This is a genomic window from Bartonella gabonensis (assembly GCF_903679515.1).
Classification (GTDB): Bacteria; Pseudomonadota; Alphaproteobacteria; order Rhizobiales; family Rhizobiaceae; genus Bartonella; species Bartonella gabonensis.
This window is the reverse complement of record NZ_CAHOYM010000001.1, coordinates 75732-96244: the sequence shown is the minus strand read 5'-3', so window position 1 is coordinate 96244 and position 20513 is coordinate 75732. Positions and strand designations below refer to the sequence as shown.

The window sequence follows — 20513 nt, the reverse complement described above, 5'->3', positions numbered from 1 at the left end:
GCTTCCATGATGATGCCAAAAGCAATTAAACGAAATGATCTGTATCGTCAAATAAACGGTGATATTCACGTAGAGCATAGTGATCAGTCATTCCTGAAAGAAAGTCAGCAATCAGACGTGCTAACTCTTGATTTTTTAAGTGCACTGCTTTTTTGCACCAACTTTCAGGCATTGTATCTGGATTTTCATAATAACAATTGAACAATTTTTGTACAATGCATTTTGCTGTATTGCGACGGTTCAGTACTTGATCATGATAATAAAGATTTTTAAAGAGAAAGTTTTTTAGTTCTTTTTCATAAACGGTCATTGTGGGTGAAAAGGTAACAATGGTTTGTTTTGCTTGGTAAATATCGTTTATGCTGCTTGGTTTGATGCGTGCCAAGTTTTCGTATGATTGTTTGATAACATCTTCGACCATGGTTGTTATTTGTCTTCGTACGAGTGTGTAACCACGTCGTGCTTGGTCGAGGTGGGGGTGCTCATCTATTATATCTTTTAAGATTTCTGCTGTCAGTGAAACCTCTTCGAACTGATTGAGTGTTAAAAATTGCGAACGTAGTCCATCATCAATATCATGCGCATTATAAGCAATATCATCTGCAATCGCAGCACATTGCGCTTCTAGTCCTGCAAAACAGTCTAGCTTCAGATCCTGTTTTGCATTGTATTGGAGAATGTCAATAGGAACCTCTTTGTTCTTTGCATAAGGGCCTAAAAGGGGACCCTTATGTTTCACAAGTCCTTCGAGTGTTTCCCATGAGAGATTAAGTCCATCAAAATTTGCATAGCGCTGTTCTAGTTTTGTAACAATGCGTAAGGTTTGTGCATTATGGTCAAAACCACCATAGTGAGCCATGGCTTCATTGAGGGCATCTCCACCTGCATGGCCAAAGGGCGTATGCCCAAAGTCGTGAACAAGGGCAATGGCTTCGGCAAGATCTTCGTCAATACAAAGGGTACGGGCTAATGTTCGTGCAATTTGAGAAACTTCTATTGAATGCGTCAGCCTTGTACGATAAGAATCGCTTTCATCAGCGATAAATACTTGCGTTTTGTCTTTAAGGCATCGAAATGCATTAGAATGGATAATACGATCTCTATCTCGTTGAAAGGGTGAGCGGGTAGAGCTCATCGCTTCATGGAATAATCGTCCACGACTTGTTTGCGGGTTGGCACTATAGACCGCTCTAGATTGGTAATTGAAGTTGATAGTGCTTATATTCATTGCAAGTTGTCCATTCTCATCTTAAAATTGAGGTTGGTTTATGATGAATAAATTTCTCCTTCTATAATATGGAATACTCTTTCTTGATGGTTTAATGCAAGGATATATAAAATGAATGTGAAAATTTCAGATGCTGCTGCTCAGCAAATTGTACAGATACTTTTGCGTGAACCCGATAAAATAGCGTTACGTATTTCTGTTGAAGGTGGTGGTTGTTCTGGTTTTTCTTATAAATATGACTTGGTTTCTGAAATGTGTAAAGATGACCTCGTTCTCAAAAAAGATGGGGCAACTGTAATTATTGATTCATTATCGCTTCCTTTCATGGAGGGAGCTGAGATTGATTTTGTTGATGATCTTATGGGGCAATCTTTTCAAATTCATAATCCCAATGCTGTTTCATCCTGTGGTTGTGGTGTAAGTTTTTCAATTTGAGATTGGGGGCTTTGTGATATTGTTTCTTGAAAAAAATATCATGTTGGTTAACAATGTAAAAATGGCTAATCTTATAAAAATAGTGCACCGATGTGTGCGGTTATGCATGGTGTTTACTTTATTGATCTGGAGCCATGGTGCTTTTTGTGAAGAAGGAGTAGATCTGCAGCAGGGGCAATCACGGAGTTTTATTATAAAGTCCCCAGAGCAGGAAAAAGAGAGTTTAGCATCTCAGGCACAACTCATTTTGAATGCTCGATTAACAAATAGCCGTCAAGATATTGAGAAAGGGCTTGTCTGGCGCCTTTATGCTCCTATTCTCGGGATTGATAATAAATTACCATTAGTGGCAAGCTATAAGGGGGGGAGTGCACGTTTTGATTTAGAGCCAGGAAGTTATCTTGTTCATGTCTCATTTGGTCATATGAGTGCTGTGCGCCCTATTCGTCTAGAAAATGGGCAGAGTCTTGTGAAAAACTTTCACCTTGAGGCAGGTGGTCTTATTTTAAATGCGACACTGCTCAATGGTATAATCAATGAGAAGGAATTACGTTTCACAATCTATGAGGATGAAAAAGAAAATGATGATACAGGGGTGATTTTATCAAATATTAAGCCTCAATCTGTTGTGCGTTTAAAAGCTGGCCGCTACCATGTTGCTTCCCATTATGGTTCCATTAATGCGACGGCTCGTTCGGATATTCAAGTGGAGGCTGGTAAAATGACAGAAGTTACCCTTGAACATCAGGCGGCCCAAATTATTTTAAAGCTGGTGCGACAAGAAGGTGGGGAAGCGCTTGCAGATACAAGTTGGTCTCTTGCCAATGATTCTGGTGATATTGTTTATGAAACTGTTGGGGCTTATGTTTCACTCGTGTTAGCGGAGGGAGAGTATATTGCAATTGCTAAAAATAAAGATAAAATTTATCAAAAGGTTTTCTCTGTCGTTTCTGGCCATGATGAAGATATAAGTGTGGTGGCGAATGAACAAAATATGCAACGAATTAATGAAGATATGGATTGATCGTTGTTCATGGAACTAAACCATGATGAAAGATGGGGTGTACGTTTTGATTGAAGTTTCAACAGTTGGTGTGTTTTTTGCTGGGGCACTCTCTTTTTTATCGCCATGTGTTTTGCCATTAGTTCCTCCTTATTTATGCTATATGGCAGGGATTGGTATTGATGACTTTCGTTCAGAAAAACGCGATGAGAAAGTCTTTATACGGTGGGCTTTGTTGTCTTCTGTTATTGCTTTTGTTCTTGGGTTTACCACTGTTTTTGTTGCTTTAGGTGCTAGTGCAAGTACAATTGGTAAGTTCATCGGTTATTATCGTGAGTGGTTTGCACTTGCTGCTGGAATTATCATTATTATTTTTGGTTTAAATTTTTTAGGATTTTTCAAGATTTCGTTTTTATTTCGTGAAGCACGTTTTCAGACTCATAAAACACCTGCTGGTCTGTTTGGGGCCTATGTTATTGGTTTAGCTTTTGCCTTTGGTTGGACACCATGTATTGGTCCCATTTTAGGGCCTATTATAACGCTTGCTGGAACAAAAGAAACTGTGGGCGAGGGTGCTATTCTATTAGCGGTTTATGCGTTAGGTCTTGCTGTTCCTTTTGTGTTGGCAGCTTTATTTTCGAGTAGTTTTATGCGTTTTTTAGCAGCTTTTCGTATTCATTTAGGAAAAGTTGAAAAAATTATTGGTGTTTTTCTTATTCTTACAGGGATTTTATTTTTAACAGGCTCTATGCAGGATCTTTCATTTTGGCTTTTAGAACATTATCCTTCATTGAGTTATATTGAAGATATTCGTTGGCACGATATTATGAATTTTTTTGGATTTTCTCGTTAGTCTGATGTGTTTTTATGGTTAGAAGTTGTCTTTCTATTGTTCTTGCTGCAGGTGAGGGGACGCGTATGAAATCGTCTCTCCCTAAGGTGCTTCATAAAATTGCTGGATTGCCTCTTATATGCCACGTTCTAAAACAAATAGAATTGGCAGGCTCTTCACAATTGGCTGTCGTTGTGGGATTTGGTGCTCAAGAGGTTGCACATGTTGTTCAGTCATTTGTAAAAGATGTAATGATTTTTGAACAAAAAGAGCGTTTAGGAACAGCGCATGCTGTTTTATCGGCTCGTTTGGCTTTGCAAAAGGGAGTGGATGATATTCTCATTGTTTTTGGGGATACGCCTCTCATTCAGCAAGATTCATTGCAGCAAATGCGTGCGCAGCTTGCTGATGGAGTAGATGTTGTTTTTGCAGGCTTTCATACCGAAAATCCAACAGGTTATGGGCGCCTTCTCGAGAAAAATGGTCATTTGATTGCAATTGTAGAAGAAAAAGACGCGAGCGATGAAGAAAAAAAGATTTCTTTTTGTAATGGGGGAATACTCGCTATGCGTGGAAAATATGCACTTTCTCTTTTAGAGAAGGTTGATAATAATAATATGCAAAAAGAATATTACTTAACAGATATTGCTTCTCTGGCTATACGTGAAGGATTGGATGTGCGTGTTGTTGAAGTCCCTTTTGAACATATTGTAGGAATTAACAACGGTCTTGAGCTTTCTGAGGCTGATTCTTTGTGGCAAAAGCGTAAAGCGCGTGATTTGATGTTATCAGGTGTAACAATCCTTAAACCAGAAACAGTTTATTTTTCTCATGATACGGAGATTGAACCAGGGGTGATCATTGAGCCGAATGTTTATTTTGGATCAGGTGTGAAAATACAATCTGGTGCTGTTATTCATGCATTTAGTTATCTCGAAGGTGCTGTGGTGGGTAAAGATGCACAGATTGGTCCCTATGCACGTTTGCGTCCTGGAACAGAGTTGGCTAAATCCGTAAAGGTTGGAAATTTTTGTGAAGTCAAACAAGCTAAGGTAGGAGAGGCTTCTAAAATCAATCATTTAAGTTATATTGGTGATGCCGAAATTGGTGCATATACCAATATTGGAGCCGGTACGATTACCTGCAATTATGACGGATTTAATAAATATAAAACTACGATTGGTGATCATGCTTTTGTTGGGTCGAATACGGCACTTGTTTCCCCATTGGTGATAGGGGATGGTTCTTATATTGCTTCAGGAAGTGTTATTACTGAAAATATTCCTATGAACAGTATGGCTTTTGGGCGTGCACGACAGGTTATAAAAGAGGGCTATGCAACAAAATTTCGGGCGCGCTTATTAGAGAACAACTTATCAAAAAACAAACAGAAAAAATGACCATTTTCAGTTTATTTCTTTGTTTCATGTCGATCTAACGATGGATGGAGGTTTATTCTTAAAAATTGCCGTACTCCATATTTAAATAATTTTATTATTTATAGTTTTAAATGAAAGACTGTTAGATTGTTTTATGAAATTTAAATCTTAAATGTGGGTTGGAGCTTTTGAATGTGTGGAATTATTGGAATTCTTGGAAAGAGGTGTGTTACCTCCTCTTTGGTTGAGGGGTTAAAACGTCTTGAATATAGAGGGTATGATTCATCTGGGGTGGCAACAGTCCATAATGGTCATCTTCATCGTGTACGTGCTGAGGGGAAGCTGGTTCATTTAGAAGAAAAATTAAAAAAAACACCTCTGGAGGGAAGTTTAGGGATTGGCCATACCCGTTGGGCGACGCATGGAGTTGCTGTTGAACGCAATGCTCATCCCCATGTAACTGAAAAGCTTGCGGTTGTTCATAATGGTATTATTGAAAATTTTGTAGAATTGCAAAAGGAACTCATCGAGGATGGTTATATCTTTGAAACAGAGACGGATACGGAAGTTATTGCACATTTAATAACGCGTGCATTAAAAAGTGGTCTTTCTCCGCAAGAGGCTATGCGTACTAGTTGGAAAAGGCTGCAAGGGGCTTTTGCTGTTGCTCTTATTTTTGAGGGTGAAGATAACCTTATGATTGCGGCTCGTTCTGGTCCCCCACTGGCAATTGGTTATGGAAAAGATGAATTTTTTGTGGGATCAGATGCTATTGCTTTGGCACCATTTGCTGATCATATTAGCTATTTGGAAGATGGGGATTGGGCTGTTCTCACACGGGAGGGCGTCACAATTTATGATAGAGACAATCGACCGGTAAAACGTTGTGTGACAACATTACTTGAAGAAGCCTTATTGATTTCTAAGGGTAATCATCGTCATTTTATGCACAAGGAAATGTTTGAACAACCTGAAGTGATTTCTCATAATTTGGCGCATTATCTTGATCTTGGAAATTATACCGTTCGATCTTTTGAGAATTTTATTGATTGGAAAAATATTCATCGTCTCCTTTTTGCGAGTTGTGGAACGGCTTATTATTCAACCTTAGTTGCGCGCTATTGGTTTGAGAAATTTGCTGCTTTAAGTGTTGATAATGATGTTGCGTCCGAGTTTCGTTATCGTGAACCCCCTATAACGCCTGATGTGTTATCACTGTTTGTTTCTCAATCCGGTGAAACAGCTGATACATTGGCTTCTTTACGTTATTGTCGTGAGCGGGGTGTAAAAACAGCAACAATTGTGAATGTTGAGCAATCAACAATGGCAAGGGAGACTGATTTTATTCTCCCAACACTTGCCGGACCGGAAATTGGTGTTGCTTCAACAAAAGCTTTTACCTGCCAATTGGCAACACTTGCTGCACTCGCACTTAGCGCTGCTAAACAACGTGGCCATCTCTCAGCTTCAATGGAAAAACAATTGGTGCAACAATTGGCAAAAGTTCCTTGTATTTTAAATGAGCTCTTAAAATTAGAAGGAAAAATTGAATCCATTTGTCGTGATTTGGTGAATGCAAAAAGTGTTCTTTATCTGGGACGTGGCACTTCTTATCCGATTGCTTTGGAGGGAGCCCTTAAACTGAAAGAGCTTTCTTATATTCATGCTGAAGGTTATGCAGCGGGTGAGTTGAAGCATGGACCTATTGCACTGGTGGATGAGACAATACCCGTTATTGTTGTGGCTCCTTATGATCGGTGGTTTGAAAAAACTTTTTCTAATATGCAAGAAGTGGTAGCGCGTAATGGTCGTATTATTTTGATAACCGATAAAAAAGGAGGAGAAGTAGCTTGTCTTAAGACTTTATCAACGATTATTTTGCCAGATGTTCCAGAATTTATTGCTCCGATTATTTATGCTCTCCCCATTCAGTTAATTGCTTATCATACGGCTGTTTTATTAGGAACAGATGTCGATCAACCGCGTAATTTAGCAAAATCAGTCACCGTTGAATAAAAATAGATTGTGTATTTCTGATTTTTTGGAGAATGATCAAGTGTAACAAATTGATTTATAATGGTAGTTTATTTTTTCATTTTCTCTGTTGAATGAGAATACCAAAGACAGGATTTTTCATTCCAAATCTTTATGACAGAATAAAAAATGTTTTCTGAACCGATCAAAAAATGGATCAGATGTATGAATATAAGGGTGAAAAGAACGCACTATGCTGCTCCTCTTTTAATGTAAAAGGTTATCTAGGTTGAGAGAGAAGATGCTGCTGTTGGTTTGTTATTCTTTCATGAAGCATAATGGTGTAGGGATTGCGTTAGATCATTTATGAGTGATCTCAAGAAAAAAGTATATTTGCATAGGGGAGGTATTTTTATTTTTTGTCAAAGGTTCTTTTCTCTCATTATCCTGCTCGTAAGAGGCGTGTAGCGTTATCATGTCCGAAAAGGTAAAGGAGCACCTGTAAAGCTTGTCCTTGCTCAGAAGAAAGATGAGGATCGCGTTGTAAAAATAAGCGTGCATCTTTTCTTGCTATTGACAAAAGATCACTGTGAACAGCAAGATTGGCTATATGAAATTCAGGGACACCGGATTGTTTTGTGCCTAAAAGTTCTCCTTCACCTCGCAAGCGCCAATCTTCTTCAGCGATTTCAAAACCGTCTTCTGTATTGCGTATAATATTCAGACGTGTTGCTGCTGTTTTGGTTAGTGGATCTTTATAGAGCAAAATGCAGGAAGATTTTTTATCGCCTCGTCCTACCCGCCCACGCAATTGGTGCAATTGTGAAAGGCCAAAATGTTCTGCGTGTTCAATGATAATAATCGAAGCGTCTGGGATATCCACGCCTACTTCAATGACGGTGGTTGCAACTAAAATACGTGTATTTCCGCATTTAAAAGATGTCATGGCAGCTTCTTTTTCTGCTGTAGACATTTTGCCATGGATCATCCCAACACGTGTTCCAAAGCGTTCATAAAGAAACGCAAAACGATTTTCAATTGAAGTGAGATCAAGAATTGTTGATTCCTCTACTAAAGGACAAATCCAATAGAGTTTTTCTCCTTTTTCTAATGCAATTGCAATTCGTTCTATAAGTTCATCAATACGTTTCAAAGAAAGCATTGCCGTTGTAATGGGTTGTCGTCCCATTGGTTTTTCTGTAATTTTGGATACATCCATGTCACCAAAAGCTGTTAAGACAAGTGTGCGGGGAATAGGGGTAGCCGTCATGACCAGCATATCAGGTTTATCGCCTTTTTCTGTAAGGGCAATACGTTGATGCACACCAAAACGGTGCTGTTCATCGATAATGGTTAGGGCGAGATTGTTATAAGTTACGCTGTCTTGTATAAGAGCATGGGTTCCGATGACGATAGAAACTTGACCTGATGAAATATCATTCAAGATATTTGTCCGCAATTTTCCTTTTTCTCGTCCTGTTAAAAGTGTTGTTTGTAATCCGATCTTTTCGGCAAGTGGGGCAATGGTTGCAAAATGTTGCCGAGCAAGCACTTCTGTGGGGGCCATTAAAGCTGATTGTCCTGAATTTTCAGCAATTTGTGCCATTGCCATCAGTGCTACAACGGTTTTTCCTGCACCTACATCGCCTTGGAGAAGTCTTAGCATCGGTTCTGGCGAAGCAAGGTCATTGGCAATATCTTCTATCGCTTTTATCTGTCCCTTTGTGAGCTGAAAGGGAAGAACATTAAGCAATTTTTTCGTGTAAATTCCTGTTGATGATCGAGAAGTCCCAACAAGAGATTTTGTTTTCAAACGTACAAGACTTAGTGCCAATTGACAAGCGAGCAGTTCATCATAGGCAAGACGTTTGCGTGCTGTACTTTCTAAGGATAGATCATCGGGATTAATGGGGGCATGGATACGGCGTAAAGCAACAGAAAAGGAAGAAAAATTTTGCTGTTTTTTAACATTTTCATCTATCCATTCTGGGAGGAGAGGAATAAAATCAAGAGTGTTTTGTATGGCGTGTCTTAGCGTCTTTGAAGAGAGTCCTGCGGTAGAGGGATAAACAGGTTCTATGAGAGGAATCTGAGCTGATTGTTCGATTGGAGCGATATAGTCGGGATGCGCCATTGAAAGTTGTCCGTTAAACCATTCAACTTTTCCTGATACAATGATCTTTTTTCCCTCAGAGAGTTGTTTTTTGAGCCAAAGAGGCTGAGCATGAAAAAAAACTAAATTTATTTTTCCTGTTTGATCATGAGCGATAACACGATAGGGAGTTTTGTTATGACCACGGGGTGGAGGTTGATGTTGATCGATGACAATTTCGAGCGTAACAATTTCTCCTTCTTTTGCATGAGCAATGCTGGGACGCATTCTGCGGTCTATAACAGAATGGGGCATTAATTTAAGAAGATCAATAAGGGTTATTTCACGTTCTGTAGGATTAATATTTAAAAGTTTTGTCAGTAAGCCATAGACTTTAGGTGTAATACCAGAAAGGGTCCGAATAGAATTAAAAAGAGGGGTAAGAAGACTTGGAGGCATGGGGAAATTTAACCTGCTCTTTTTGTTTTTTCTAGACCTTTAGAAGAGCTTTTTGGGGATAAAGTCATAATGAGGGAATTGTTTTATGAACACATGGAATTTTAGGAAAAAATTAATATTTAATAGAGAAATACAATAAAAGAATGCTAAAATTAAAGGGCTTATATTAAGGTGTATTTTGCTTCTTTTTATTTGAGGCGTTTATTTGCTGTGAATAGAAGCATTTTCTTGATAGAACTCTCTTATAAATATCAATAAAATTGAGATATTTTTTCTGCGTGGGATGATAAATTTGTAGCTTTAAACTTATGTTAGTGTGGAATTTTTTCTTTAAGGGGTGCTGTTTGGCATTTAGTTTTTATTAGGAAATTGTGAGAGTGGTCAAAGATAAAAATAAACTGCAAGAGTATAAAAATTCTCTTCCTCGCTTTATTCATTTAAGAGTGCATTCAGCTTATTCCTTGCTCGAAGGGGCTTTAAAAATCCCACAAATTATTCAACAGGCGATTTCAGATCATGCACCAGCGGTTGCTATCACTGATACCAATAATTTATTTGGGGCTTTGGAATTTTCGCAGTATTGTCTTTCTCATGGGGTCCAACCTATTATTGGTTGTCAGCTTACCGTTGATTTTTGTGATGAAAATGATCATTCACGTTTGGTTAAAGGACGTTGTGCTTCTGATTTTTGTTCTATCGTTTTGTTGGCTGCTAATGAGACCGGTTATGCTCATTTGGTTCGTCTTGTAAGCCGTGCTTATCTTGATAAATGTGATATTGACCCTCCTCATATAAAAGCTGATTGGTTGTCGGCACACAGTGAAGGTATAATCGCTTTAACGGGTGGCAAGGGAGGATCTATTAATCTCTCTTTGGCAGAAGAAAAAAAAGAACGCGCCCTTGAGCGCTTAATTTATTTGAAAAAAATTTTTTCTGATCGTCTTTATGTAGAATTACAACGGCATAGCTCTTATGACCGAGGAGTAGAAGCAGACCTTATTGAATTGGCTTATGCACATGAAATTCCTCTTGTTGCAACGAATGAAGCCTTTTTTCTGAAGAGAGAAGGGTATGAAGCGCATGATGCATTAATGGCTGTTTCAGAAGGACAAATCATCTCTAATCCAGATCGCAAACGGGTGACGCCAGATCATTACTTGAAGTCACAAGATGAAATGGTTGCACTGTTTTCTGATCTTCCAGAAGCTTTAGAAAATAGTGTTGAAATTGCCTTGCGGTGTCATGTAGCCACACCTCTTCGAAAACCGATATTGCCTCGTTTTATAGAACAATCTGCTAATTCAGAAATAACTTTAGAATTAGAAGATAGTGAATTGTTAAATCAAGCTAAAGCTGGTTTGAAAATGCGGATTGAAACCATTGGATTAGCTGAAGGGTATACGGTTGTAGATTATGAACAGCGGCTTGATTATGAGGTTTCAGTTATTACACGTATGCAATTTTCTGGATATTTTCTCATCGTTTCAGATTTCATAAAATGGGCGAAGATTCATGATATTCCGGTCGGACCAGGACGGGGTTCTGGTGCGGGTTCTCTTGTTGCTTATGCATTAACGATTACCGATGTTGATCCATTGCGTTTTTCTCTTCTTTTTGAACGTTTTCTTAATCCAGATCGTGTTTCGATGCCAGATTTTGATATTGATTTTTGTCAAGAACGGCGTGAAGAAGTTATTCAATATGTTCAAAAGAAATATGGACGTGATCAAGTTGCTCAAATTATTACCTTTGGTAAGTTACAGGCACGTGCGGTTTTGCGTGATGTGGGGCGTGTTTTAGAGGTTCCTTATCGTCAGGTAGATTATCTTGCAAAATTAATTCCTGCTACGCCAGGAAGTCAGGTGGAATTAGCGGATGCTATTAAGGATGAACCTAAATTTGAAGAGGAAAAGAAAAAAGATCCGCTCATAGGACGCGCATTAGATATAGCACTTCAGTTGGAGGGACTTTATCGTCACGCTTCGACTCATGCTGCTGGGATTGTTATCGGAGCTCGTCCGCTTTGGGAGCTTGTTCCGATGTATCGTGATTCTCGTTCTGATATGCCTGTTACACAATTTAACATGAAATATGTTGAACAGGCCGGGTTGGTAAAATTTGATTTTCTTGGATTAAAAACGCTGACTGTTTTGAAAATGGCCGTTGATTTTGTTGCCAGAAAAGGGATCAAAATAGATTTGTCAAATGTTCCGCTGAATGATGAAACAACCTACGCTATGATGGCACGTGGTGAAACGGTTGGCGTATTTCAGGTGGAAAGTTCTGGTATGCGTAAGGCGCTAATTGGAATGAAGCCAGACCGTATTGAAGATATTATTGCGCTGGTTGCGCTTTATCGTCCTGGTCCAATGGAGAATATTCCAACCTATAATGCACGCAAACACGGGGAAGAGGAAATAGCTTCTATTCATCCTAAAATAGATCACCTGATTAAAGAAACACAAGGCGTTATAGTCTATCAAGAACAGGTTATGCAGATTGCTCAGGTGCTTTCTGGTTATTCGCTTGGAGAAGCTGATTTATTACGGCGTGCTATGGGGAAAAAAATTCATGCAGAAATGCAAAAACAGCGTACGCGTTTTGTCAATGGAGCCGTTGCTGGTGGAGTGGATAAAGAGCAAGCTGATGTTATCTTTGATCTTTTAGCAAAATTTGCCGATTACGGATTTAATAAATCGCATGCTGCTGCTTATGCAATTGTTTCTTATCAAACAGCTTATATGAAAGCCAATTATCCCGTTGAATTTTTAGCTGCTTCAATGACGTATGATATGACAAATACGGATAAGCTCAATGATTTTCGGTGTGAGGCATTAAGGCTGGGTATTGAAGTAATTGCACCTTCTATACAAACATCTCATCGTGTTTTTGAGGTTGGTGATAACTGTATTTATTATTCTCTTGCTGCCATAAAAGGGGTTGGAGAAACAGTTGTCGATCATATCGTTGCTTGTCGTGGGAATAAGATTTTTAAGGATCTGGAAGATTTTTGTGCACGTGTTGATCCTCGTATTGTTAATAAGCGTGCGATGGAAAGTTTAGTTTGTGCGGGGGCTTTTGATTGTTTTAATATTGCACGTGAAGTTTTATTAGCCAATCTTGGAACGCTTCATGCACGAGCAGTTCGTATTATCGATGACAATTCTAGTGGGCAGGTTGATATATTTGGAATGGCAGGCGGATTAAAAGAGCCATTGATTTTATCGCAAACGACTTCTTGGTTGCTGGCTGAGAAACTTTATCGAGAATTTCAAGCAATAGGTTTTTATTTTTCTGCTCATCCATTGGATGAATATCAAGTTATTCTTGCCAAAAAACGTGTTCAGACTTGGAGTAATTTTGCCAATGCCGTTAAGGGGGGGGCAACGGCTGCACGGCTTGCTGGAACCGTTGTGGCAAAAAATGTGCGCAAAACAAAATCTGGTAAAAAAATGGGAATTATTCATTTTTCTGATACAAGTGGACAATATGAGGCAGTTCTCTTTTCTGAAACACTTTCGGATTATGAGGAAATGCTAGAACCTGGAAAATCTTTTATTATTACGGTGAGCGCAGAAAATCGCTCTGAAGGGGTTAGTTTGCGAATTGAGACAATTCAGTCTTTGGAAAAAGAAGCATTGCAGCAGCATAAAATGATGCGTCTTTTTATAAAAACAGTTGATATGCTTCCACAAATTGAACAAAATTTAACACTTGGCGGACATGGAGAGGTTGGGCTTATTTTAATTCAAGAGAATGGATTGCGAGAAGTCGAAATTGCACTTCCAAAGCGATATAAGGTAAATTCACATGTCGCAAATGCTATGAAATTAATTCAGGGTGTTGTCGATGTAGAATTGAGTTAAAACAAGATTAAAGATAGGGGCTATTGGGAGATTTTTGCTTATGGAAAAGTTGAAAGTTGAGCTTTGAAAACCATATAGATGATTTTGAGAGATCTTGCTTTTATTTGAGTAAATTATGATAGACTTTTAGTGTCATAAAACCAAGAAATCTCTTTCCTTAGTAATATTTGAAGTACTGGAAGAATTTTATAAGTTTTCATCATATTTTTTTATGGCATTCATGGTATCATAGCTATAAAGCCAATGGAGGCTTGACATAATACTCTCAGGTGTACGAATTTTCATCATGAAATTGCGTGCGATGGCTATGGGACCGGTTGCATGATAAACTAATCTGTTGAAATCTACGCGTTTTTTTACTGCTGTCATACGGGGGATGCGTGTTGTTTCGTAAAGTGCAAGTGCTTTTGTTACTGAAAGATTTTTCAGTGAAAGTGCTTCAGCTAATGTAGCGGCATCTTCGATTGCCATAGCGGCACCTTGCGCTGCAAAAGGTAAAGCTGCATGCGCACAATCGCCAACAAACACTTGTCTCTCTGAGCCTAAAAAACGATTTTGTTTCATGTGAAAGAGCGGCCAATATCTCCATTCATCAATATGATCAAAGATTTGTAAGATTTTTGAATTCCAACCCTTAAAAAGAGATTTTAGTTTTTCTTTATCTCCTTTATGGGCCCATTCTTCTTTTGAATTTTTTCCATTTGTGATGGCGACAAAATTAAAATTTTCTTCTGATGCTTGAATGGGATAGACAACAAGATGATTATTGGGTCCCATCCAAGCTGTGATTGTTTTCATATTTTGTAACGAAGAACAAAAGTCTTGAGGAAGACTATTACACGCTGTTGTTGCACGCCAAGCAATAAAGCCACTAAAATTTGCTTTTTCATGAAAAGGAAATTGTTGCCGTAATGTTGACCACACACCATCACAACCGATTAAGAGATGCGTTGAATAAAGCTGTTTTGTTGCTGTATCTGTTTTTATTGTCGTTATTTGAATGTTGGTTGCAGATTGGCTAGAGGATACGATCGTTTCGCCTGCTTTGTATTTGATCAAAGGATTTTCAATCACTGCATTATATAAAACTTTTTGTAAAGCCGCACGATGAATTATCATATAAGGGGCTTTCCAATATTTTTCTGTTAGATTGATAAGATCAGCACGTAGATGTATTTTTAAAGATATACCATCTTTTAACTCAAGAAAATGTGGGATTATCGCGACTTTAGTAAGTTTGTTAAGAAGTTCCCAGCGAGCAAGAATAGATGTTGCATTAGGAGTCAATTGAATACCAGCACCTATCGTTTCAAGTTGCTTGCATTTTTCGATAATGGTGCTTGCAATTCCTTTATGAGCAAGCGCTAAAGCGGTGCTTAAACCAGCAATTCCTCCTCCAACGATGATGGGGGGGTGCTCCACAAATGGTTTCATATTAAATAAGCAGAATTAAAAGAGTGGTAGAAAATCCAAGAACGCATTACAGCAGCTCGTCTGGACGATATAAACATCCTGTTGGGTTTGTTTGATCGTATGATAGTGAGGGGACATAACGATAAAGGGTTGAACAATAAGGGCAGATTTTCTCATCAGCTGCTCCCATGTCGATAAAGATATGGGGATGATCGAATGGTTGTGTCGCCCCTACACACATAAATTCTTTCACACCAATTTCGATTGTTTTATATCCAAGGTCATTTTGGAAATGGGGAATGTTATGATCAGCCATGGTGCACAAACTCCAAAATAAATTATCTCATCAGCTATGATCAGGTTCTTCTATTTTATAAGCGTGAGTTTGTAATAATGTTTATAATAATGCAAGATGCTTTTTAAGACAAAGTGCTTTTCTTGTATGCTATATGGAATAATCGTCATGTTTTTAGTACTTTGCAGATGGAAATTGTTCTCAGTATTTTTAAATATTAAATGGAAACATGATAATAAAAATAAGACATTGATGTTATTATGAGGGTGATAACATATTATAGAATGTTATGTGAGGTATTTCGTTAAGGTTTTTAGAAAGTATAAAAGAAGATTCATAAAAATATATGGAACAGAGGGTGGCAGATAAAATTTCTATATCGGATATAACAATGAAAAATCCAGCACGATTTATTAATCGAGAGTTTTCGTGGCTACAATTTAATAATCGTGTTTTGATGGAAGCAGCTAATTCGAAACATCCTTTATTAGAACGGTTACAATTTCTTTCGATTTCAGCAACAAACCTTGATGAGTTTTTTATGGTTCGTGTTGCTGGTCTTGCTGCTCAAGTTCGTGCTCATGTTACAGCGTGCAGTGCAGATGGGTATACCCCACAGGAACAATTTGATGTTGTGTTAGCTGAGATTTCACAGTTGCAGATTCATCAACTACGAGAATTGAATGTTTTACGTGGTGAATTAAAAAAGAATAATATTGAAATTATTTGTTCTGATGATCTTTCAGAAATTGAAAAATCATGGCTTGAAAAATATTTTCTTGATACAATTTTTCCTGTTTTAAAACCTTTGTCTTTTGATTCTACACATCCTTTTCCCTTTATTCCTAATTTAGGTCTTTCTCTTGCACTACAATTGTCTGAAGGGAGGGGGCAACACGCACGTACAGTATTATTGCCCATTTCAATGCTTTTGAGACGTTTTATTCTTCTACCTCAAGAGGGTAATCATTTTCGTTTTATTGCATCTGAAGATGTTATTTACCTTTTTATCAAATATCTATTTCCTCACTATGAGGTCCATGGAATTGGTACATTTAGAGTGATTCGGGATAGTGATATTGAAGTAGAAGAGGAAGCTGAGGATCTTGTTCATTTTTTTGAAAAGGCTCTTAAAAAGCGACGGCGTGGGCAGGTTATTCGAGTTGAATTTGATGCAAAAATGCCAGAGCATTTACGCCAATTTATAGCGAATTGTCTTGCTGTTCCTGATAACTGTATTAATGTTCTTGATGGACTTTTGGCACTTAATATGGTCTCAGAGATTGTTTCTATTCCCCGTGATGACCTCAAATTTATTCCTTATATTCCTCGTGTTCCGGAAGCTATTCGTAAGCATAAGGGGGATTGTTTTTCGGCTATTCGTGAAAATGATATCGTGATTCATCACCCTTATGAAACATTTGATGTTGTTGTCCAATTTTTACGTCAAGCTGCCCACGATCCTGATGTTGTAGAAATCAAACAAACACTTTATCGTACATCAAATGATAGCCCAATTGTTCGCGCTTTGATTGAAGCCGCTAAACGGGGAAAGTCTGTGACTGCTTTGGTAGAACTTAAAGCACGTTTTGATGAGGAAGCAAATATTCGTTGGGCACGGGATCTTGAATGTGCTGGGGTTCAAGTTATTTTTGGTTTTATTACCTTAAAAACACATGCTAAGATGTCTCTGGTTGTGAGGCGTGAAGGAAAACGTCTTTGTTCTTATGTTCATCTTGGAACAGGAAATTATCATCCTATTAATGCTAGGACTTATACGGATCTTTCTTTTTTTTCCACGGATAATGATATCGCTCATGATGTTGTGTTATTGTTCAATTATATTGCACAATATGAGCGTTCCCATGAAACAATGAAGATTGCTTTTTCGCCTTTAACATTGCGTGGTCGTATCTTAGAGCATATTGAAGGAGAAATTGCTTATGCACAACAAGGAAAATTTGCTGCTATTTGGATAAAAGTTAACGCATTGGTTGATCCTGAAATTATTGATGCTTTATATCGTGCTAGTCAAGCAGGGGTACAGATTGATTTGGTTGTGCGGGGGATATGTTGTTTACGTCCTCGTATTCCAGGAATTTCGGATAATATTCGTGTAAAATCAATCGTAGGGCGTTTTCTTGAACATAGTCGCATTTTTTGTTTTGGGAATGGACACGATTTGCCTAATGAAAATGCACTTGTTTATTTAGGCTCTGCTGATATGATGCCTCGTAATCTTGACTACCGTATTGAAATATTGGTTCCAGTTTTTAATAAAATGGTACGTCGACAGATTCTTTTACAAATTATGGTGGCTAATCTCATTGATAATCAACAAAGCTTTGATATACTTAAGGATGGAACATCAAAACGTATCACACCGCAGATAGGTGAAAGTCCGTTTAATGCGCAGGAGTATTTTATGGCCAATACAGGTTTTGCGGGGAAGAATGAGTCTTTTGAATCTTCCATTTCGCGTTTGGTTGCATTGCGTCGGCAACAAGCTGAAATTCATAAAGACTGAAATCCAATGACATATAGAGATGCTCAAGGCCGGTTAAAAGGGCGTAAACCTGTTGCTGTTATTGACATTGGATCAAATTCTGTTCGATTGGTTATTTATGAGGGGCTTGTTCGCTCACCAACGGTTTTATTTAATGAAAAGATTCTTTGTGGTCTCGGTCATGGTGTGGCAAAAACGGGATTTTTAGAAGAAAAAGCGATGAAAATGGCGTTGCAAACGCTCAAACGGTTTCGTACGCTTTGTCAACAGATTGGGGCAGAGGAGGTCTATACTTTAGCAACGGCAGCAGCACGAGATGCAAAAAATGGCGTCGCGTTTATTCAAAGTGCTGAGGATATTTTGCAAAAAAAAATATATCTTCTTTCAGGAAGTGAAGAAGCTATGTATTCAGCCTATGGAGTTATTTCTACTTTTTATCAACCAAAGGGTCTTTCTGGAGATCTTGGTGGTGGAAGTTTAGAGCTGATTGATATTGATCATTGTGATGTCGGTGAAGGGATAACACTTCCATTAGGTGGTTTACGGCTACAGTATATGTCAAATAATGATAGTGCTGTCGCTGCAAAAATTGTACATGAGCAATTTGATCAATCTTCTGTTGCGCGTACGCGTAAAGGTATGGCACGTTATTTTTATGCCGTAGGGGGGACATGGCGTAATTTGGCAAAGCTCCATATGGCAATGAAACACTATCGGCTCCCTGTTATGCATGGCTATGAAGTTGATGCCGTGGAAATGGAGAGTTTTTTACGTCTTGTCGCAAGTGGCAATATTGATAATATGAGAGGGATTGCTGCAGTTTCACAGAATCGTCGGAAACTTTTATCATATGGGGCAATTGTTCTTATTGAACTCATTCAGTGTATGGGGTTTGAAAAGATAATCTTTTCTGGTGCTGGTGTTCGTGAAGGTTTTCTTTATTCACGCTTGCCGCAGGCGATTCGACTTTCAGACCCTCTCATTGCTGCGTGTACAGAAATGGCTATTTTGCGGGCACGTTCACCAAAACAAGCAGAAGAACTTATTGATTTTACGACGAATGCCTTTGACGTTTTTGGAATTTCAGAGACTGAAAATGAATGTCGTTATCGTCAAGCGGCTTGTCTTCTTGCGGATATTGGTTGGCGTATACATCCAGATTATCGGGGCAATGAAGCTGCCAATCAGATAGCATTAGGGTCTTATCCAGGAATTTCTCATGAGGGGCGCCTTTATGCAGCGCTGGCTGTTTTTTTTCGCAATACGAGTTTATTGGTTGATAAAGAATCTCTACCCATTTTTCAATTAGCAACGCAAAATATCATTGAAAAAGCACGTATTCTTGGTGAAACCATGCGTATTGCTCATCTGTTTAGCGCTTCTGTTGCAGAAATTTTACCTCATTTATTGTGGCATAAAAAAGCAGATCATATTGTTTTGCAGATTCCCAAAAATTACGCTGGATTATTGGGAGAACGTCCTCTTGGACGATTAAAGAAGTTATCAAAAATAATAAATCAACCTCTTGATTTTGAAGTTTCTTGATTCTTCCTGCTCATTTATTTGCGTTTTAGACCTTATAATGGTGCTATTGTTGGTTATTTTAGTTTCTATGCTCGCTCATTTTTAATTGTTACATTTCGATATGGATTTTTTTTAAATGAGAATGTTTTAAATTTACTCAGAGATTTTTTTAAATTATTTCAAATAAAATTGATTTAATAAGGAGCGATTGCAAAATTTTTCTCTTTTTTATTTTCCACTCATTGTGACATAAAATTAGCTTCCTTTTAGGAGAAGGTTTTATAAAAATCTTAGAGTGTGGGAGAAATTTACACTAAAGCTGTTTTGTGTTTATTTTTCCATCGTTAAAGTAAAAACCTATCTGGCCCTTTAGAAGTTTTTCGGCTTTTTGACCAAATATTTCATAACGCCAGCCATTCATAGCAGGGATATTTTTCTTTGCTCCTCCATTAGCGATTTTTTCTAAATCATTGGATGTTGCAATAATTTTAGGGGTAATGCTATTTTCGGCTGCAACGAGTTTTAATAAAACTTTAAGTAGATCGATCACAGCGACTGTCGTATCATTGAGTGAATTATGTTTAGGAAGGGGCGGTAAAGTAGAAAGATCGACCTCTAAACCTTCATGGACCGCTTTGATTAATGATTGCGCAATTGAGCGTTTATCCCAATTTTTACTGAGACTGCGCAACCGTTTTAATGCAGATTCATCTTTTGGTTGTTGGGTTGCTATTTCTATAAGACATTCATCTTTTATGATATGGCGACGGGGCATATTATATTTTCGTGCTTCACGTTCACGCCAAGCTGCTATCTTTTGTAATACAGCAAGTTCACGCGGTTTTTTAACTTTTCCTTTGACTTTTTTCCATGCTTCATCTTCAGGCATATCATAAGTTTTAGGATTTAAAAGGATTGTTATTTCATCATCCATCCAGTGAACACGTTGATTTTTTTCTAACCTTTTTTTTAAGAGGAGGTAAACATCTCTTAGATGAGTGACATCGGCAAGGGCATAGAGCAGCTGTTTTTCAGACAGGGGGCGACAACTCCAGTCTGTAAAGCGGGACGATTTATCAATATGATGCCCCGTACAGCGTTGTACAATTTGATCATAGGAGATAGAATCACCAAATCCACAAATTGATCCTGCTATTTGTGTATCGAAGAGAGGGAAAGGAATAACACCTCCAAGATGATAAATTGTTTCAATATCTTGGCGGGCAGCATGAAAAACTTTGACAACTTTTTTATTGATCATGAGGTCAAAAAAGGGTTGTAAATCAATATCTGGCGCTATGGGATCAATGAGAGCTGTAACATCTGGTGATGCGAGCTGGATTAAACACAGTTGAGGCCAAAAAGTTGTTTCGCGGATAAACTCAGTATCAACTGTTACAAAATCAGAGGTACAAAGAGCGTTAAGTGCAATTTCAAGATCTGTTGTTTGTGTAATAAGATTCATCATTCTATTATAATTCGATAGATTAAATTTGTCTTTTATTGA

The 20513-nt window shown here is 38.1% G+C and carries 13 protein-coding genes; 8 read left to right on the top strand and 5 right to left on the bottom strand.

Features of this window, described 5'->3' with window-relative positions:
- Window positions 1-25: 25 nt before the first annotated feature.
- On the bottom strand, window positions 26-1228 hold the full coding sequence (locus HWX04_RS00430; RefSeq protein WP_175868275.1) for a deoxyguanosinetriphosphate triphosphohydrolase: 1203 nt from the start codon (window positions 1226-1228) through the stop codon (window positions 26-28).
- A 111-nt stretch (window positions 1229-1339) separates the two neighbouring features.
- Here HWX04_RS00430 and HWX04_RS00425 point away from each other — a divergent pair, with 111 nt between their 5' ends.
- From HWX04_RS00425 to glmS, 5 genes are all read left to right on the top strand, one after another.
- A complete protein-coding gene (locus HWX04_RS00425; protein WP_175868274.1) occupies window positions 1340-1663 on the top strand; it encodes a HesB/IscA family protein in 324 nt (107 codons plus the stop codon).
- A gap of 13 nt (window positions 1664-1676) precedes the next feature.
- Window positions 1677-2687 carry an RgsD C-terminal domain-containing protein gene (locus HWX04_RS00420; RefSeq protein ID WP_500676362.1) on the top strand — a complete coding sequence of 337 codons (1011 nt, stop codon included), beginning with the start codon at window positions 1677-1679 and terminating at the stop codon, window positions 2685-2687.
- Between the two features lie 25 nt (window positions 2688-2712).
- Entirely contained in the window at window positions 2713-3519 is an 807-nt protein-coding gene (locus HWX04_RS00415) for a cytochrome c biogenesis CcdA family protein (RefSeq protein ID WP_175868337.1), read from the top strand.
- Between the two features lie 14 nt (window positions 3520-3533).
- The gene (gene glmU, locus HWX04_RS00410; protein WP_175868273.1) at window positions 3534-4898 is read left to right on the top strand and encodes a bifunctional UDP-N-acetylglucosamine diphosphorylase/glucosamine-1-phosphate N-acetyltransferase GlmU; all 1365 of its coding nucleotides are present in this window, start codon (window positions 3534-3536) and stop codon (window positions 4896-4898) included.
- A gap of 171 nt (window positions 4899-5069) precedes the next feature.
- Complete coding sequence (gene glmS, locus HWX04_RS00405) at window positions 5070-6893, top strand: glutamine--fructose-6-phosphate transaminase (isomerizing) (protein WP_175868272.1); 1824 nt, start codon at window positions 5070-5072, stop codon at window positions 6891-6893.
- A 400-nt stretch (window positions 6894-7293) separates the two neighbouring features.
- On the opposite strand, the gene recG is transcribed toward glmS, so the two are convergent.
- Window positions 7294-9402: an ATP-dependent DNA helicase RecG gene (gene recG / locus HWX04_RS00400; RefSeq protein WP_175868271.1), complete on the bottom strand. Its 2109-nt coding sequence runs from the start codon at window positions 9400-9402 to the stop codon at window positions 7294-7296.
- Between the two features lie 377 nt (window positions 9403-9779).
- On the opposite strand from recG, the gene dnaE reads away from it, so the two are divergent.
- On the top strand, window positions 9780-13268 hold the full coding sequence (gene dnaE, locus HWX04_RS00395; protein ID WP_175868270.1) for a DNA polymerase III subunit alpha: 3489 nt from the start codon (window positions 9780-9782) through the stop codon (window positions 13266-13268).
- 186 nt (window positions 13269-13454) lie between these two features.
- On the opposite strand, the gene HWX04_RS00390 is transcribed toward dnaE, so the two are convergent.
- The gene (locus HWX04_RS00390; RefSeq protein WP_175868269.1) at window positions 13455-14702 is read right to left on the bottom strand and encodes an FAD-binding protein; all 1248 of its coding nucleotides are present in this window, start codon (window positions 14700-14702) and stop codon (window positions 13455-13457) included.
- A 46-nt stretch (window positions 14703-14748) separates the two neighbouring features.
- Window positions 14749-14997 carry a zinc-finger domain-containing protein gene (locus HWX04_RS00385; RefSeq protein ID WP_175868268.1) on the bottom strand — a complete coding sequence of 83 codons (249 nt, stop codon included), beginning with the start codon at window positions 14995-14997 and terminating at the stop codon, window positions 14749-14751.
- 325 nt (window positions 14998-15322) lie between these two features.
- Here HWX04_RS00385 and HWX04_RS00380 point away from each other — a divergent pair, with 325 nt between their 5' ends.
- Window positions 15323-17503, top strand: coding sequence for an RNA degradosome polyphosphate kinase (locus HWX04_RS00380; protein ID WP_175868267.1), 2181 nt, complete (start codon window positions 15323-15325; stop codon window positions 17501-17503).
- A gap of 6 nt (window positions 17504-17509) precedes the next feature.
- The gene (gene ppx, locus HWX04_RS00375) at window positions 17510-19027 is read left to right on the top strand and encodes an exopolyphosphatase (RefSeq protein ID WP_175868266.1); all 1518 of its coding nucleotides are present in this window, start codon (window positions 17510-17512) and stop codon (window positions 19025-19027) included.
- Between the two features lie 292 nt (window positions 19028-19319).
- Here ppx and rnd read toward each other — a convergent pair whose 3' ends face one another.
- Window positions 19320-20474, bottom strand: a complete 1155-nt coding sequence (gene rnd, locus HWX04_RS00370; protein WP_175868265.1) for a ribonuclease D — start codon at window positions 20472-20474, stop codon at window positions 19320-19322.
- Between the last annotated feature and the right edge of the window lie 39 nt (window positions 20475-20513).